This window comes from Labedella populi (assembly GCF_004078655.1).
Taxonomy (GTDB): Bacteria; Actinomycetota; Actinomycetes; order Actinomycetales; family Microbacteriaceae; genus Labedella; species Labedella populi.
This window is the reverse complement of sequence record NZ_RZNC01000004.1, coordinates 130,194-146,347: the sequence shown is the minus strand read 5'-3', so window position 1 is coordinate 146,347 and position 16,154 is coordinate 130,194. Positions and strand designations below refer to the sequence as shown.

Annotated in this window: 11 protein-coding genes; 5 read left to right on the top strand and 6 right to left on the bottom strand. The window is 70.8% G+C overall.

Annotated elements, in window-relative coordinates; genetic code table 11:
• Positions 1-154: 154 nt before the first annotated feature.
• Positions 155-3,874: an efflux RND transporter permease subunit gene (locus ELQ92_RS16625; protein WP_243695010.1), complete on the top strand. Its 3,720-nt coding sequence runs from the start codon at positions 155-157 to the stop codon at positions 3,872-3,874.
• Between the two features lie 206 nt (positions 3,875-4,080).
• Complete coding sequence (locus ELQ92_RS12175; RefSeq protein ID WP_128499360.1) at positions 4,081-5,292, top strand: glycosyltransferase; 1,212 nt, start codon at positions 4,081-4,083, stop codon at positions 5,290-5,292.
• Between the two features lie 133 nt (positions 5,293-5,425).
• Here ELQ92_RS12175 and ELQ92_RS12170 read toward each other — a convergent pair whose 3' ends face one another.
• On the bottom strand, positions 5,426-6,823 hold the full coding sequence (locus ELQ92_RS12170; RefSeq protein ID WP_128499358.1) for an MFS transporter: 1,398 nt from the start codon (positions 6,821-6,823) through the stop codon (positions 5,426-5,428).
• Between the two features lie 50 nt (positions 6,824-6,873).
• A complete protein-coding gene (locus tag ELQ92_RS12165; protein ID WP_128499356.1) occupies positions 6,874-7,452 on the bottom strand; it encodes an antibiotic biosynthesis monooxygenase in 579 nt (192 codons plus the stop codon).
• 85 nt (positions 7,453-7,537) lie between these two features.
• Here ELQ92_RS12165 and ELQ92_RS12160 point away from each other — a divergent pair, with 85 nt between their 5' ends.
• Positions 7,538-8,548, top strand: coding sequence for an enoyl-CoA hydratase/isomerase family protein (locus tag ELQ92_RS12160; protein WP_166426780.1), 1,011 nt, complete (start codon positions 7,538-7,540; stop codon positions 8,546-8,548).
• Between the two features lie 103 nt (positions 8,549-8,651).
• On the opposite strand, the gene ELQ92_RS12155 is transcribed toward ELQ92_RS12160, so the two are convergent.
• Positions 8,652-8,915, bottom strand: coding sequence for a GlsB/YeaQ/YmgE family stress response membrane protein (locus tag ELQ92_RS12155; RefSeq protein ID WP_128499352.1), 264 nt, complete (start codon positions 8,913-8,915; stop codon positions 8,652-8,654).
• Between the two features lie 389 nt (positions 8,916-9,304).
• Between ELQ92_RS12155 and ELQ92_RS12150 the strand changes: the two genes are divergently transcribed.
• Positions 9,305-11,392 (top strand): DEAD/DEAH box helicase, encoded by a 2,088-nt coding sequence (locus ELQ92_RS12150; RefSeq protein ID WP_128499350.1) that lies wholly within the window; start codon positions 9,305-9,307, stop codon positions 11,390-11,392.
• Between the two features lie 153 nt (positions 11,393-11,545).
• Here the strand turns inward: ELQ92_RS12150 and ELQ92_RS12145 are convergent, their stop codons facing one another.
• Positions 11,546-12,676 (bottom strand): Rv2578c family radical SAM protein, encoded by a 1,131-nt coding sequence (locus tag ELQ92_RS12145; RefSeq protein ID WP_128499348.1) that lies wholly within the window; start codon positions 12,674-12,676, stop codon positions 11,546-11,548.
• Positions 12,677-12,767: 91 nt separating this feature from the next.
• Here ELQ92_RS12145 and ELQ92_RS12140 point away from each other — a divergent pair, with 91 nt between their 5' ends.
• Entirely contained in the window at positions 12,768-13,568 is an 801-nt protein-coding gene (locus tag ELQ92_RS12140; RefSeq protein WP_128499346.1) for a carbon-nitrogen hydrolase family protein, read from the top strand.
• Between the two features lie 30 nt (positions 13,569-13,598).
• Here ELQ92_RS12140 and ELQ92_RS12135 read toward each other — a convergent pair whose 3' ends face one another.
• Together ELQ92_RS12135 and ELQ92_RS12130 are read right to left on the bottom strand one after the other, a co-directional pair.
• A complete protein-coding gene (locus ELQ92_RS12135) occupies positions 13,599-14,381 on the bottom strand; it encodes an energy-coupling factor transporter transmembrane component T (protein WP_128499345.1) in 783 nt (260 codons plus the stop codon).
• Entirely contained in the window at positions 14,378-16,132 is a 1,755-nt protein-coding gene (locus tag ELQ92_RS12130; RefSeq protein WP_128499343.1) for an ABC transporter ATP-binding protein, read from the bottom strand. The genes ELQ92_RS12135 and ELQ92_RS12130 overlap by 4 nt, the downstream gene beginning before the upstream one ends.
• Positions 16,133-16,154: the final 22 nt, after the last annotated feature.

Here is a 16,154-nt window from a genome sequence, read left to right as displayed (position 1 = left end):
GCCGTCTGCACAGCAGCCCCTCAGTCCGCTGAACGCACGCTGTGGAAGAATCGGGAGCGTGCGGACCGAGCGCCGCCCACACCGTCCCCTGACGGTGGGACGCATCGACCGCTGTCACAGCATCGCCTGACCCAGGCCGTATCGAGGGACCCCCGTGCACATCCTTGCCGTCCTCAGCATGAAGAACCGCGCGCTCATCGCGCTCGTCACGATCGTGGCGGCGGTGTTCGGCGGGATCGCGCTCACGAGCCTCAAGCAGGAGCTGGCACCGAGCGTCGAATTCCCGCAACTCGCGATCGTCACGACATACCCGGGAGCGGCCCCGGCCGTCGTCGAGGAGGACGTCTCGACGCCCATTGAGACGGCGGTCCAGGGCGTCGCGGGGGTCGAATCGACGACGGCGACGTCGAGCACCAACCTGAGTCTCGTCTCGGTGACGTTCGCCTACGGCACCGATCTGGCGAGCGCCGAGCAGAAGGTGACGCTCGCGATCAACAGGCTGTCGTCGCAGCTCCCGGAGGACGTCGATCCGCAGACCCTGACGGGCGGCATCGACGACTTCCCCGTCATCCAGATCGCCGCGACCGGAGGCGGATCGACGGACGAGCTCTCGGCGGCGATCAACAACTCGGTGCTCGCGGACATCCGAGAACTCGACGGCGTGCGCGATGCGACGCTCTCCGGGGAGACGGGCCAGCGGGTCACGATCGTCCCGGACCAGGAGCAGCTGTTCGCGGCGGGCCTCAGTCGCACCGACATCACCGACGCCCTCGACCAGAACGGCGTCCTCATCCCGGCGGGGGAGATCACGGAGGGCGGTCGGACGCTCGCCGTCCAGGCGGGATCACGGCTCGAGAGCGTCGACGACGTCGCGGGCATCCCGCTCGTCGGGCAGACCGCCGTCGGCGAGCCCCGCACGATCGGCGACGTGGCGACGGTCGAGCTCACCGACGACCCGGTCACCTCGATCTCACGCGTCGACGGGGAACCCGCGCTCACGATCGCCGTCACGAAGCTGCCCGACGCCAACACGGTCGACGTCTCGAACGCCGTCCGGGCAATCATCCCCGATCTCGAGGAGACGCTCGGGGAGGACGCGACGCTCACGATCGTGTTCGACCAGGCTCCGTACATCCAGCAGTCGATCGAGGCTCTCGCGACCGAGGGCCTGCTCGGCCTCGGCTTCGCCGTCATCGTCATCCTCGTCTTCCTGCTCTCGGTCCGGGCGACCCTCGTGACGGCGATCTCCATCCCGACCTCCGTGCTCATCACCTTCATCGGGATGCAGGCGACCGGCTACACCCTCAACATCATCACCCTCGGTGGTCTCACGATCGCGATCGGTCGTGTCGTCGACGACTCGATCGTCGTGATCGAGAACATCAAGCGGCACCTCGCGCTCGTGGGTCGTGAGAGCGGAGCCGAGGGGCGGACGACTGCGATCCTCCGCGGCGTGCGCGAGGTCGCGGGCGCCATCACGGCGTCGACGATCACGACGGTCGCGGTCTTCCTCCCTCTCGCCTTCGTCGGCGACATCTCGGGAGAGCTCTTCCGTCCCTTCGCGCTCACCGTGACGATCGCCCTCCTGGCCTCGCTGCTCGTCTCGCTCACGATCGTGCCGGTCCTCGCCTACTGGTTCCTGCGTGCCCCGAAGACCCGGAAGGCGACGGAGCCCGTCGCGTCGGAGGGCACCGACGCGTTCTCCTCCTCCACCGCCACACACGGCGCCGTCGAGCTCGCACCGACCGGCACCCCTCCCACCACGGCGGCGCACGCCGTGGACTTCGAGCCCGAGGCGGCGACGGAGGCTGCGGCCGAACCGGCCGAACCGGCCGAACCGGCCGAGAGCCGCGGAGTCGCCGCTCATGGGAGCGAGCACGAAGAGGACGCCGCCGGGACCGGAACCTCGAACGGCTCGCTCCCGGCCGGCGTCGCCGCTTCACCGGCGATCGTCGAGCCGCGGTGGATCGTCGCCGCCGTCGATCCGGTCCAGCCGGAGCGCACCGAGCCGGAGCACGTTGAGCCGGAGCATGCCCCCGAGCCGGAGCACACCGACCCGGAGCACACCGACCCGGAGCGCGTTGAGCCGGAGCACGCGCCCGAGCCCGTCGCCGTTCCGGCGCCCGTGGCCGCCGTCGACGAGGGCGCCCCCGAGGCCGAAGCGGCCTCCACCGAACCCGGTGCATCAGCCCCCGCCGTGGCCCGCGAATCCGTGCTCGCGAGTGTGGGGGCCCCCGCGAGCCGTCGCGCTCGCCGTGGCGAGACGACTCCCGACGACGAGGCGGAGCACCCGACGCTCCTGCAGCGCGGGTACCTCCCGATCATCCGCTGGACCCTCAAGCACTCCTCCGTGACTCTCGTGCTCGCCCTTCTCGTCCTCGTCGGGACGGGTTTCGCGGTGCCGTTCATGAAGACGAACTTCCTCGGCAGCGCCGGCCAGAACACCTTCAGCGTCACGCAGACCCTGCCGGTCGGCACGAGCCTCGACGAGCTGGATGCAGCGTCGACCGACGTCGAGCGCACCATCCTCGAGACCGAGGGCGTCGACACGGTGCAGCTCTCGATGGGCTCCGGCGGTAGCGGTATCCAGGCGCTCTTCGGGGGCGGCGGCGAAGGCACCGTCACGTACTCGATCACGACGGACGAGGACGCCGATCAGGACGCGCTCCAGGCCGACGTGCGCGAGGAGCTCGACGGCATCGAGGGTGTCGGGGAGATCAGCGTGCAGGTCTCGAGCGGCTTCGGCGGCTCGAGCGACATCGAAGTCGATGTCACGGCCCCGAACGAAAACGCGCTGCTCATGGCGACCGACGAGATCGCGGAGGCCGTCCGCGACCTCGACGTCGTCGCGGAGGTCACGGACAACCTGAGCGAGACGCGGCCGTACATCGCCGTGTCCGTCGACCGGGAGGACGCTGCGGCCGCCGGCTATTCGGAGGTCGCGCTCGGCGCCATCGTCTCCGGCGCCATGCAGCCGCAGACCGTCGGGTCGATCGTGATCGACGAGACCTCGCTCTCCATCTACATCGCGAGTGACGACCCGCCCGCGACGCGTGACGAGCTCGCCGCTCTCGAGGTTCCGACGCCGACCGGCGTCGTCGCCCTCGACACGCTCGCGACCGTGGAGGAGGTGGACGGGCCGGCCTCCATCACGACAGTCTCCGGCCTTCGCTCGGCGACGGTGAGTGTCACGCCGGCGAGCGACGACGTGGGGACGGCGAGCGCCGAGGTGCAGCAGGCCGTCGACGCCGCCGATCTCGAGGGCGGAGCGTCGGCGAGCCTCGGCGGCGTCGCCTCGGATCAGTCGAGCGCGTTCTCGCAACTGCTCCTCGCGGCGCTCGCCGCGATCCTGATCGTCTACATCATCATGGTCGCGACGTTCCGGTCGCTGCGGCAGCCGCTGCTGCTGCTCGTGTCGGTCCCCTTCGCGGCGACGGGAGCGATCGGTCTGCAGGTGATCACGGGCGTGCCGCTCGGCGTGCCGTCGCTCATCGGTGTGCTCATGCTCATCGGCATCGTCGTCACGAACGCGATCGTGCTCGTCGACCTCGTGAACCAGTACCGCCGTCGCGGCATGACCGTGCCCGACGCCGTGGAACACGGTTCCCTCCGACGGCTGCGTCCGATCCTCATGACGGCGCTCGCGACGATCTTCGCCCTCATCCCGATGGCGCTCGGAATCACGGGTCACGGCGGATTCATCTCACAGCCGCTCGCGATCGTCGTGATCGGAGGACTCGTGTCGTCGACGCTGCTGACACTCATCGTGCTCCCGAGCCTCTACAACCTCGTCGAGGGGGCACGCGAACGCCGTCCGGCTCGCCGAGAGGCGCGCGCCGAGCGCCGCAGCCGCCGCGCGACGCGTTCCGCCTGACGAGCGGCTCGGTGGCGCGAGCGTGGGGCGCTCGACGACCGAGTGTTCCACGCTCGTGAGGACGCGGGAGGCGGCGGGACGGAGCAGGCGGGGACGGCTGTTCACCCGCTGCACACGTGCCGTTTATCGACATCGCGATCCGGGGATCGGAGCATAAGGGGACTCGGCGTCCGCGCCGCACCGCTCCAGACCCGAGAGGCCTTTCGATGACCCGTCCCCTCCGCGTCCTGTCCCTCTACGAAGGATTCTTCGCGGGAGGCGCCCGCATCCTCCACTCTGACCTGATCGCCGGTCTGCACGCGGCCGCGGATCAGGAGCACAGTGTCCTGTCGATCGCCTCGTCGGCCGGGCGGGAGGGCACGGTGCAGCTCATGGAGGACGACCCCCGGTACCGCGGTCTGACGGCCGCCGGCGTCGACATCCGGACCCTCGGTCGAGTCGCCGGCGCCCAGCCGCCCGAGCGGTCATCGTTCACCGACGAGGAGCTCCGCGTCGCGAGCGAGGCCGTCGGTCGCGCCGACGTCGTGCTCTCGCTCAAGGAACAGCCCATCGGTGTCCTGCTCGCCCTCCAGGACCGAGGACTCATGCCCGACGTTCCGGTGGCGGCGTGTCTTCACCGCTCCGATCCGCTCCACTCGGGTCAGACACTCGGTTGGCTCGTCGAGGCGACCGCGACCGGTCTCGTGACGGCGACGGTTTCGTGCGCGGAGTCGACGAGTGACGCCTACGCGCGGGCAGGTGTCGGCGCGAGCAGCCGCTACGTCATCGACAACGGCATCGACACTCGGCGGTTCCGCCCCGGGACCGCGGAGGAGACGGCCGCGACGCGGTCACGCGTCGGCATCCCCGACGATGCTCCCGTCGTGATGCTCGCCGCCCGGTTCGACGCCATGAAGAACCCCGGACTGTTCCTCCGTGCCCTCGCCGTGCACGCCGCTCGCCGTCAGGACGCGCACTACGTCCTCTGCGGTGCGGGCATGACATGGGCCAACGACGCCTTCCGTGCGCTCGCCGCCGAGTCCGGCGTCGCACCGTCGAGCCGCGTGCACGCCCTCGGCATCCGCGACGACATGCCCTCGCTCTTCCAGATCGCGGACGTCGTGGCGCTCACGAGCGCATTCGGTGAGGCCTCGCCGCTCTGCCTCGTCGAGGGGGCTGCGTGCGGCGCCACCCCGGTTACGACCGATGTGGGTGACGCCGCCCGGCGGATCGAGGGGATCGGCGTCGTGACGACGCACGACGAGTCCGACGTCGCCGCCGCGTGGGACGCGGTGCTCGCACGGCGTCCCGAGCTCAGGGAGGCCGCGATCGAGGCTCGCGCCGGCTTCGGCCGCGATCGCATGATCGAGGACTACCGCACGGTCGTCGAGGATCTGCTCGTCGCGACGACGGCACTGCCGGAGGCGATCGCCGGCTGAGACGAACTCGACCTCGACGGAGCGGACCGCGCGAGTCGACGCGTCATGCGTCAGCCGATCGAGCACGGCGCGTGAGGTGTCGTCCGCGCCACGTCGTCCCGGCCCACGTCGTCGTCCGGGCCTACGTCCGTCGTCACTGTCCCTGCTCCCGGGAGACGGCCGGGGCGCCGTCCGCACCGTGCGTCAGCGGCCCGTCGACGTCGAGGCGGCGGAGCGGGTACCGCCTCAACGTCAGGAGGCTCGCCGCGACGATCGCCGACGGCACGATGCTGAACGCCACCACGATCCCGACGACGGCCGAGTCCGGCTGGCTTACGGTGTCGGACGCCGTCGACTCGACGTAGCCCGTGAGAGCGAGAGTCACCGTGAGGAGCGTGGCGCCGAAGGCCAGACCGGCGGTCTCCCCGGCCGACCAGAGTCCGCCGATCACGCCGGCCTGCCGGACGCCCGTGCGGCGGGCGTCGTCGGAGATGACGTCCGGCAGCATCGCGAGGGGGAGCGTCTGCATCCCGGCATAGGCGGTGCCGGCCAGGGCGATGGGCGCGTAGACCCAGGGTCCCGGCGTCCACAGCAGGCCCAGCGGGAGCAATGCGGCGACCGCGAAGACCACGCTCGCGAGGACGAAGGCCCGTTCTTTCCCGACGCGTCGGGCGAGAGCGCCCCACGCCGGAGCGAGAAGCAGGGCCGGGCCGATGAGCGCGACAAAGAGCAGGGTGACGGCGAGCTCCGAATGGAGGACCCACGTCGCGACGTACTGCGCCCCCGTCAGCATGAGACCCGTCGCGAGTCCCTGGAGCATATAGGTGGCGAGGAGGGTCCGGAACGCTCGGCTCCTTCGGAGGGCGCCCACACCGCCGGAATAGTTCTGCGCGAGCGATGCGGTGGGACGGACGTTGGCACGGGCGACGTCGACGGGTGCCACACGCGAGGCGACGAACATGCCGCAGCCGATGAGCACACCCGCGACGACGCCCATGAGGAGGTATCCGCTCGCCTCGTCGCCCCCGAGATCGCGGAGAACGGGACCGCCCGCCCCGAAGAGCAGGACGGCGACGATGAGGACAACGACGCGCCACGTGAGCAGGCGCGTCCGTTCGTCGTAGCGAGCGACGAGCTCGGCGGGCAAGGCGACGTACGGCACCTGGAAGAGGCTGAACGCCGTGGCGCAGAGGACGAACGCGACGAGGACCCACAGGCCGCCGATGACCGGGCCGAGGCCCGGCGGCGCCGCGAAGGTCAGGGCGAAGACGGCGGGGAGGCAGAGAGCTCCCCACATCATCAGCCGCCGCCTGCTCCCCGTGCGGGCGAGGCTCTGATCACTGCGGGCACCGATGACCGGATCGATGAGCACGTCCCAGACCTTCGCTATCGTGACGATCGCCCCTGCGGCGATGGCGGTGACGCCGAGCGAGTCCGTGAGGTAGTACACGAGCACGAGTCCGGGGAGCGTGGCGAAGCCGCCCGTCGCGATCGAGCCCACCGCGTACGCCGCGACCGTTCGCCGCTCGAGCGTGCGCGACATCGCATCCATGGAGCGATCCTAGTCCGGGGGCAAGTCGGCCCGATCCGGCCGCCGCCCTGTCAGCGGGCGTGCAGCCAGGGTCGGATGAGCCGAGTGACGGCCGGGAGAACCCAGAACGTCATGATCGGCGTGAGGACGAGCGTCGTGATGAGGACGCGCCAGAACACCGCGAGGTCGTCCCACCCCGGAACGGCGGCCACGAGCAGGCTGAAGAGGAGATTGACGGGGAAGAACCCCAGCCAGATGCTCACCGATTGCTTCCACCGCGGCGGGACGGCCCCCTCGTGCGACGCCACGTCACCGGGCGACTCGGTGGGCCTCGCGACAGGGTCGTCGAACCACCCTTCGATCCCGGTGCGGCGCTCGACCCGCGACTCCCGCGCGAAGTCGCGGCCGGTGCCGAGCCACCACTGTCGCTCGGGTGAGCCCTCCCACGCCGTCAAGGTCGCCTCGTCCGAGAACCGGTAGAGCATGTGCCAGGTGGCGGACTGCTCTCCCGCCCTCACCCACCCGGAGCCGAGGAAGCCCGGGTACTTGTTCGCGAGCTGGATCCCGGTCTGGACCCATGCTGTGGCCTCGGTGATGCGAGCGGGATCGACCGCGCGCTCGATCGAGACCGTGATCGGTTGGTGTGCCATGGTGTCCAGCATCGTGCACCACACGTTTCGGGCGCATGACGGCCGCCGTTTTCGCGCCTCGTGCCCGGAGCAATACTCTGGGCACATGACAGACGACGGTGTCGACATCCGTGTGGAGGGCCGACTCGGCCACATCACGCTCGACCGGCCCGCGCGGATCAACGCGCTCACGCCCGCCATCCTCACCCGCCTCTCCGATGCGCTCGTCACCTGGCAGGACGATCGGGCCGTCGAGGCCGTGCTTCTCGACGGTGCCGGTGACCGCGGTTTCTGCGCAGGCGGCGACGTGCGGATGATCGCGGAGGCCGGCGCCGACGAGGCCCGGGCGTTCTGGGAGCTCGAATACGCGACGGTGCTGCAGATCGCCCGATACCCGAAGCCCCTCGTCGCGATCATGGACGGCGTCACGATGGGAGGAGGCGTCGGCCTCGGAGGGCATGCCGCTCTCCGTGTCGTCACCGAGCGCTCCCGTATCGCGATGCCCGAAGTGCGGATCGGGCTCGCCCCCGACGTCGGAGGAGCGCTGCTCCTCGCCCGGGCCCCCGGCCTCGTCGGGCTGCACGTGGGGTTGACGGCCGCGACGATGAGCGGCGCGGACGCCGTCGCGACGGGGTTCGCCGACGTGTTCGTCCCGTCGCGCGATCTGCTCGAGCTTGTCGACGGCCTCATCGTCCCCGGCGCGGACGCCGCGACGGTCGTCGCGCGCGTCGCGGTGACCCCTCCGGCCTCGGAACTTCTTCCCCAACGCGCCTGGATCGACTCGTCGTACGACGCCGACTCCGTCGCCACCATCCTCGCGGCCCTGCGATCGCGACGGGAGCCGGCCGCCGTCGAAGCCGCCGAGACGATGGAGAAGATGTCTCCGACGGCCCTCGCCGTCACGCTCCGCACCATCGAACTCGCGGCGCTCGACGACGATCTCCAACGCGTGCTCGCGCGCGACCTGTCGGTCTCGCTGGGGCTCTTTGCGCGGCCGGACTTCGCGGAGGGGGTGCGCGCGCAGGTCGTCGACAAGGATTTCGCGCCGCAGTGGGACCCGGCGCGGGTGGACGGGATCGACCCCGGGATCGTGGACACGATCGTCGGTGCTCGCTGAGGCGTGTCCCCGCCGGAGCGGCCGATCGGCGGCGCCACGCCCGAACGACGACGAAGCGCCTCCCCGGCGGACCGGGGAGGCGCTTCGTGTATCGCGAGACGCTTTAGCGCTTGTTGCGGTTCGTGACCGCACCGTAGATCAGGAGCACGATGATCGCGCCGCCGATCGCCAGGAGCCACGTTCCGAGGTCGAAGAACTCTTCAAGACCGCGGTTGAAGAGCAGGCCGCCGATGAAACCACCGAGCAGAGCTCCGACGACGCCGAGAACGAGCGTGATGAGCCATCCGCCGCCCTGCCGGCCCGGAAGGATGAGCTTCGCGATCGCGCCGGCAATCAATCCGAGCAGGAGAAATCCGAGGAATCCCATGTGTCACACCTCCATGTTGGAGCGGCGGGCCGTCGTGTGGCACCACCGCGGGCGGTCGAACCTCGACCGCGACACCCACGCTAGGGGTACCCGGGTACATGAGGAGGGGCCTTGCGGGAAGCGGATGAATCGCGGTATGGCGGAAACGGAGGGAGGCGTGACCTTTTCGCCCCGATGCTGTAACGTAGGGAGGTCGGTTTCTGGACGGCGCGGCTTCTCATCCCCGCGTGCGTCACTGTTCGTCCGGAGGACCGGTTCCCAGCGATAACGCTGGTGAGATCACATCGAGTGAACGGTCCCCGGCCATCGACTGCCCGGGTGTTCGAGCGTGGCGTTCCGCCACGTCTCGACGACGCTGTTTGACGCGACCCCATCCTGGAAGGCACACGATGCCCAAGAACAAGAAGCCCGCCGGCGGTCGCCCCGCCCGCAATTTCGACCCCGCCTACGCCTCGAAGCGCTCGTCGGCCCGTCCCGGCAGTCGCAGCCCGAAGCACCGCGGTTTCCGCGAGGAGGAGGCCCCGGTCAAGGCCCGCTGGAACGCCGACGAGCGAGCTGCCCGTGCCGGAGAGCGCGATGCGCGCTCCGACCGACCGGCGCGCGCCGACCGCTTCTCGCGTGACGACCGCCCGCGTCGCGACGACCGTTCCTCCCGTGACGAGCGCCCGTCGCGCTCCGACCGCCCGGCGCGCGACGACCGCTTCTCGCGCGACGACCGTTCCCCGCGGGGCGAGCGACCCGCCCGTCATGACCGCTTCGCACGGGACGAGCGTCCTGCTCGTGGCGATCGGTTCTCGCGTGACGAGCGTCCTGCTCGTGGCGAGCGCCCGGCCCGGGACGACCGCTTCTCTCGGGACTCCCGCCCCGCCCGGGACGAGCGTCCTGCGCGCGACGACCGTTTCTCTCGTGACGACCGTCCCCGTCGTGACTCCCGACCGGCCCGCGACGACCGGCCCGCACGCGGCGATCACCCCTCCCGCGGCGACCGCTTCGCGCGTGACGAGCGTCCTGCTCGTGACGAGCGCCCGGCCCGGATCGACCGCTCCGCGCGCGACGAGCGCCCGGCGGGTCGCTCGAGCCGCTTCTCGACGGACGAGCGCCCTCAGCGGGACGACCGGCCCCGCCGGGACGACCGGTTCGCGCGCAGCGATCGCCCGCGTCGCGACGACCGCACCTTCCGGGAGCATCGCGGGCACGGGCGCTCTGACCGCTCCTTCTCTCCGCGCCGTGACGACGACCGGCACTACACGCCGACCGACGATGTCGTGCTCGAGCGTCTCGAGGCCGAAGCGATCCAGGCGGCGGATGTCGACGGCGTAACGTTCGCCGACCTCGGCCTCGGCGGCAACATCACGCGTGCCCTCGCCGAGCTCGGTGCCGAGACGCCCTTCCCGATCCAGGCCGCGACGATCCCGGACGTGCTCGCGGGCCGCGACGTGCTCGGGCGGGGGCGGACCGGCAGCGGCAAGACGATCGCCTTCGGAGCCCCGCTCGTCGAGAAGCTCATGGAGAACGGCGGAGGCAAGAAGCGCCAGATGGGCCGGAAGCCCCGCGCGCTCATCCTCGCCCCGACGCGCGAGCTCGCGCTGCAGATCGACGGGACGGTGCAGCCGATCGCTCGCAGCGTCGGCCTCTTCACGACGCAGATCTACGGCGGCGTGCCGCAAGGGCGGCAGGTCGGTGCGCTCCAGCGCGGCGTCGACATCGTGATCGGCACGCCCGGTCGCATCGAGGACCTCATCGAGCAGGGTCGGCTCGACTTGTCGGAGGTCACCGTCACGGTGCTCGACGAGGCCGACCACATGTGCGATCTCGGGTTCCTCGAGCCGGTGCAGCGGATCCTCCGCCGCACCGCGAACGGCGGCCAGAAGCTGCTGTTCTCGGCGACGCTCGACCGCGGCGTCGCGGCGCTCGTCGACGAGTTCCTCAAGAAGCCGAGCGTCCACGAGGTCGCCGGTGAGGACCAGGCGTCCTCGACGATCGACCACCGCGTGCTCGTGATCGAGCACCGCGACAAGGACGCCGTCATCGAGCGCCTCGCGAGCCGCGAGGAGAAGACGCTCGTCTTCGCCCGTACACGGGCGTACGCCGAGCGGCTCACGGATCAGCTCGAGGACGCGGGAATCCTCGCCGTGGCACTGCATGGCGACCTCAACCAGGCACGCCGCACCCGCAATCTCGAGAAGCTCACGTCCGGCCGCGTCAACGTGCTCGTCGCGACGGACGTCGCCGCGCGCGGCATCCACGTCGACGACATCACCCTCGTCGTGCAGGCCGACGCGCCGGACGAGTACAAGACGTACCTGCACCGCTCCGGCCGTACCGGTCGCGCCGGCAAGGAGGGCACCGTCGTGACACTCATCACACGGAGCCGTCAGCGCCGCATGAGCGAGCTGCTGGAGCGGGCCGAGATCGACGCGGACTTCGAGGAGACGCAACCGGGCGACGATCTCCTCGAGGAGCTGGCCACGCGCTGACATCCGGCGACGGCTCCGTCGGTTCTCCCCGACGGAGCCTCCGGCCTCAATCGAAGAGGTCGCTGAGCCAGCCTAGGAGGGGGCCTGGGGAGATGCCCACGACATCCTCCGGCGCTCGTCACGCCCGTGCAGAGCGAGTGCCCACCAGGGGGTTCAGAAGAGCGTCGGTTCGTCTGCGGACTCGAACGCCACGGACGCGACGGGGATGTTGAGCGCCGAGGGCACGGTGCGTCGATCCTCGCTCGCGAAGCGCGCCGGTCGCCGCTCGCCGTCGGGGTCACGGAACTGGCCGAGTGCGCTCGAACGGACGCCACCCGTCGTCGGTTCCTCTCGTCCCTCGTCGAGCCCGTTGGCCCGGATGAGAGGTCGGATGCGCTGCGCGAGCCACTTCCGATACGCGGCGGGTGCATAGGAACCGCTCGCGTAGAGATCCCGGTAGCGCGGCACCAGTTCGGGGTGCGTGCGCTCGAGCCAGTGCATGAACCACGGCTTCACCCCGGGCTTGAGGTGGAGGGCCGAGTACAGGACCGATGTCGCACCGGCGTCCCTGACGCGCCGGAGGGCGTCGTCGAGGTGGGCCGTCGAGTCCGTGAGCCAGGGGAGGATCGGCATGAGGAACACCGAGCAGTCGAGCCCGGCCTCGCGGACCGCGGTGACGGTACGGAGACGCGCAGCGGCGCTCGGTGTGCCCGGCTCGATGGATTTCTGCAGGTCGTCGTCATAGATCGCGATCGACATCGCGAGATCGACGGGCACCTGGCGCGAGACGTCCGCGAGCAGCGGCAGGTCGCGGCGGAGCAGCGTGCCCTTCGTGAGGATGGAGAGGGGAGTACCGGACGAAGCGAGAGCGGAGATGACGCCCGGCATGAGCTCGTACCGCCCCTCGGCACGCTGATACGGGTCGGTGTTCGTGCCGAGGGCCACGGGGTGGTGCTGCCAGGAGGGTTTGCGCAGTTCGCGCTCGAGGACCTCGGAGACGTTGATCTTCACGATGACCTGGGTGTCGAAGTCGGTGCCCGCGTTGAGGTCGAGGTAGGTGTGCGTCGGTCGCGCGAAGCAGTAGACGCACGCGTGGCTGCAGCCCCGGTACGGATTGATGGTCCAGCCGAAAGGCATCCCCGAACCGCTCGGCACCTTGTTGAGCGCGGACTTCGCGAGGATCTCGTGGAAGGTGACCCCCGCGAACTCTGGCGTCGTGACGCTGCGCACGACCGTGTTGATCCGTGCGAGGCCCGGGAGTGTCGATGGCTCCTCGACCCGCAGTCCCTGTTCGCTCCATCTCATGCGGACCATTAGAACATATGTTCGAAGGATCTGCATCCTCCTCCCGTGTCGATGCCGCGCTAGCGTGGTGTGGACCATCGAGGAGGACAGCATGCGCGTAGCGCTCGCCCAGATCGTGAGCACCGCCGACACCGACGCCAACCTGAGGACCGTCGCCGAGTACTCCGAGCGCGCCGCCGAGCAGCGAGCCGATCTCGTCGTGTTCCCCGAGGCGACGATGCGCGCGTTCGGCCACCCGCTTCGCGAGATCGCCGAACCCATCGACGGCCCGTGGGCCCGGTCCGTGCACGAGCTCGCCGAACGCCTCGGCGTCACGATCGTCGTCGGCATGTTCACGCCCGGCGACGGTGGGCGCGTGCGGAACACGCTGCTCGCCGCGGGTCCCGGCGGCCGTGTCGGGTACGACAAGATCCACCTCTTCGACGCGTTCGGCTTCCGCGAGTCGCGTGGGGTCCAAGCGGGAGACGACCCGGTCACGATCGCCGTCGCGGGGGAGACCGTGGGGCTGACGACCTGCTACGACATCCGGTTCCCCGATCTCTACACGGCGTTGGCGCACGCGGGAGCGCGGGTCCAGGTGGTGAGCGCGTCGTGGGGAGCCGGGCCGGGCAAGCTGGCGCAGTGGGAGTTGCTCGCCCGCGCGCGGGCTCTCGACACGACGAGCGCCGTCATCGCCGTGGGGCAAGCGGACCCCGGGACGGTCGGGGTCGACGTGGATCCGTCGGCGCCGACCGGTGTCGGCGGCAGCGTCGTCGTCTCGCCGTTCGGGGAGGTGCTGCACCGCCTCGGCGCGGAGCCGGAGCTGCTCGTCGTCGATGTCGACGTCGCCGCCGTCGCCGACGCCCGGATGACGCTGCCGGTGCTCGACAACCGGCGGAGCGGGCTCGCCTGATCCGATCGCTCGAGGCGGGCGCCGGCGGGGTCAGTGCGCGGGAAGCATCACGACGATCGCTGCCGTCACGGCCCACGACAGCGTGACGAACACGGCGTCGCGACCGCGGAGGGGGACGAGATGGCGCTCAGTCCGGGTCGAGTGCGCGCCGAAGGCGCGCGCGTCCATCGCGAGCGCGACGCGTTCCGCGTGCCGGATCGCGCCGGCGAGCAGGGGGACGACCGACGCGGTCACTCGGGAGATCGCTGAGCCCGGGCCGCGGCGCACTCCCGGGCCGCGCACACGGTGTGCTTGCCGGATGAGCTCGAGATCGCGCCGGAATCGCGGAACGAAACGGTACGCGGCGAGCGCCGTGTAGGCGATCCGGTAGGGGAGACGGAGATACTGCACGGTCGAGCGCACGAAGTCCGGCCCGGTCGCCGAGAGGCCGGCGAGGAGCGCGAGGACGAGCAGCGCGGCGAGACGGAGCGAAGCCGCGAGCCCCGCGAGCAGGGAGCCTTCGTAGAGACGGTAGGCCCCGGCATCGAGAAGCACGACGGAGCGATCGACGCGCGCGGGATCCGTCCAGACGCCGAAACCGACGGTGCCGATCGCGATCGCGGCGGGCAGCACGAGGACGAGGAGCGCTGTCGTCCGCGTCGAGGGATGCGCCCCCGTCAGGATCAGGCCGAGACCGAGGAGGAGGAAGGCGACAGGAGTGGCGAGGTCGCGCGACACGATGACCGCGATCATGGCGGGGAGTGGGGCGACGACCGTGACGAGCGGGTTGAGGCCGTGCAGGTAGCCGCGCGATCGTTCGGTGCCGGGCCTCACCGTGGAGGTCCCGGAAGCCGCGAGAGCGCCGTGATCCCTCGCCAGTCGGGATGACGTTCGAGGAGCCGCATGGCGCGTGACAGAGCGGGGCGGCGAAGGCCGGCACGCACCAGCAGGTCGTCGTCCTCGAAGACGGCGTCGGGTGGCGCGTGCGCGATCACGCGGCCGTCGGCGAGCACGACGACGCTCGTGGCGGTCTCGGCCACGAGCTGCAGATCGTGGGTCGCGACGATGACGGTGGTGCCCGTGGCCTGGAGAGTGGCGAGCAGGTCGACGAGTTCGTCGGCCCGTTCGCGGTCCTGACCGAACGTGGGTTCGTCGAGGACGAGCACGCCGGCTCCGCCGATGAGGGCGGTTCCGACCGAGAGCCGGCGCTTCTGGCCCCCCGAGAGCAGGAACGGGTTCACGTCGGCGGCCTCGGCGAGACCGAAGCGGTCGAGCAGTTCGTCGACCTGCGCATCGATCTGAGCCGGTTCCCGACCCGTCGCGCGCGGACCGTACGCGAGTTCGTCGCGGACGGTATGGGTCATGAACTGATGCTCCGGGTTCTGGAAGACGAATCCCACATGCCTGCTGAGGGCCGCCGCGCGGGCCGCGGCCGGGTCGAGGCCCGCGAGGGAGACGGTCCCTCGCGGCGGTCGTACGACGCCCGCGATCGCCTGCAGGAGCGTCGTCTTCCCCGCGCCGTTGACGCCCACCACGGCGGTGAACGCGCCGCTCCGGATCGAGAGATCGACGTCGCGGAGGACCGGGACGCGGCCTCGCCCCCGCCCGCGGAAGACGGTCAGGCCACGCACGGAGACGGCGGTGGTGTCGGTGGTGACCGCGGCGTCGGCGGGAGTCGGAACGACGACCGGCGCGAGCGGCGCGGGGAGTTCCGCGACGGCGTCGAGCGCCACCGCGAGCTCGGCGGGAGTGAGCGGTAACCGCTCGAACGGCACGCCGGCCCGGGACAGGCGCACGGCGGCGGTCGTCGCCGTCGGCAGCCACACGCCCAAGCGCTCGAGTTCGACCGCGTGCTCGCGCAGGACCACGTCGACCGGACCGTCGAGCACGAGGGCTCCACGCCGGTCGAGGACGACGACGCGGTCGACGAGTGTCACGGCGGCGTCGAGGTCGTGTTCGACGAGCACCACCGAGCGCGATCCGTCCGCCACGACCTCCCGGAGGGAGTCGTACACGTCCTCGGCCCCGGCTGCGTCGAGATTCGCTGTGGGCTCGTCGAGCACGATCACCTCACCGCCGGCCGCGAGCGCGGCGGCGATCGCGAGCCGTTGCCGGCCGCCACCCGACAGCACAGCCGGATCCTCGTCCCGTCGCTCCCACAGCCCCACCCGCCGCAAGGCCGCCTCCGCGCGAGCGAGCACCACGTCGATGGGGAGGAGCTGATTCTCGGGTGCGAAGCACACCTCGTCGAGCACGCTCCCGGTCACGATCTGCGCATCCGGGTCCTGGAACACGATCGCGACGTGTTCGCTCATCCGGGCGACCGAGTGCGACGCCGTGTCGAGGCCGCCCACGCGCACGGAGCCCTCGACGTCGGCCGCGACGACGTGGGGCACGAGACCGTCGAGAGCGAGGGTGAGGGTCGACTTGCCGGATCCGCTCGGACCGAGGACGAGCATCACCTCACCGGCCCGGACCGAGAAGCTCACCCCGTCGGGCGTCCACGTCTCCCGGCCGTGATGCCGGATCCGGAGGGCGTCGACCTCGATGGCCGGCCGGGTAGTCGCCGGGTTCTCCTCGCTCATCCGGCCGTCGACTCGAGAGCGG

What these genes read in the sequence shown, in the direction of transcription:
- ELQ92_RS12130 (WP_128499343.1), bottom strand. Translation starts at nt 16,132, where the DNA reads ATGAGCGAGGAGAACCCGGCGACTACCCGGCCGGCCATCGAGGTCGAC.
- ELQ92_RS12175 (WP_128499360.1), top strand. Translation starts at nt 4,081, where the DNA reads ATGACCCGTCCCCTCCGCGTCCTGTCCCTCTACGAAGGATTCTTCGCG.
- ELQ92_RS12160 (WP_166426780.1), top strand. Translation starts at nt 7,538, where the DNA reads ATGACAGACGACGGTGTCGACATCCGTGTGGAGGGCCGACTCGGCCAC.
- ELQ92_RS12155 (WP_128499352.1), bottom strand. Translation starts at nt 8,915, where the DNA reads ATGGGATTCCTCGGATTTCTCCTGCTCGGATTGATTGCCGGCGCGATC.
- ELQ92_RS12150 (WP_128499350.1), top strand. Translation starts at nt 9,305, where the DNA reads ATGCCCAAGAACAAGAAGCCCGCCGGCGGTCGCCCCGCCCGCAATTTC.
- ELQ92_RS12170 (WP_128499358.1), bottom strand. Translation starts at nt 6,823, where the DNA reads ATGGATGCGATGTCGCGCACGCTCGAGCGGCGAACGGTCGCGGCGTAC.
- ELQ92_RS12145 (WP_128499348.1), bottom strand. Translation starts at nt 12,676, where the DNA reads ATGAGATGGAGCGAACAGGGACTGCGGGTCGAGGAGCCATCGACACTC.
- ELQ92_RS12165 (WP_128499356.1), bottom strand. Translation starts at nt 7,452, where the DNA reads ATGGCACACCAACCGATCACGGTCTCGATCGAGCGCGCGGTCGATCCC.
- ELQ92_RS12140 (WP_128499346.1), top strand. Translation starts at nt 12,768, where the DNA reads ATGCGCGTAGCGCTCGCCCAGATCGTGAGCACCGCCGACACCGACGCC.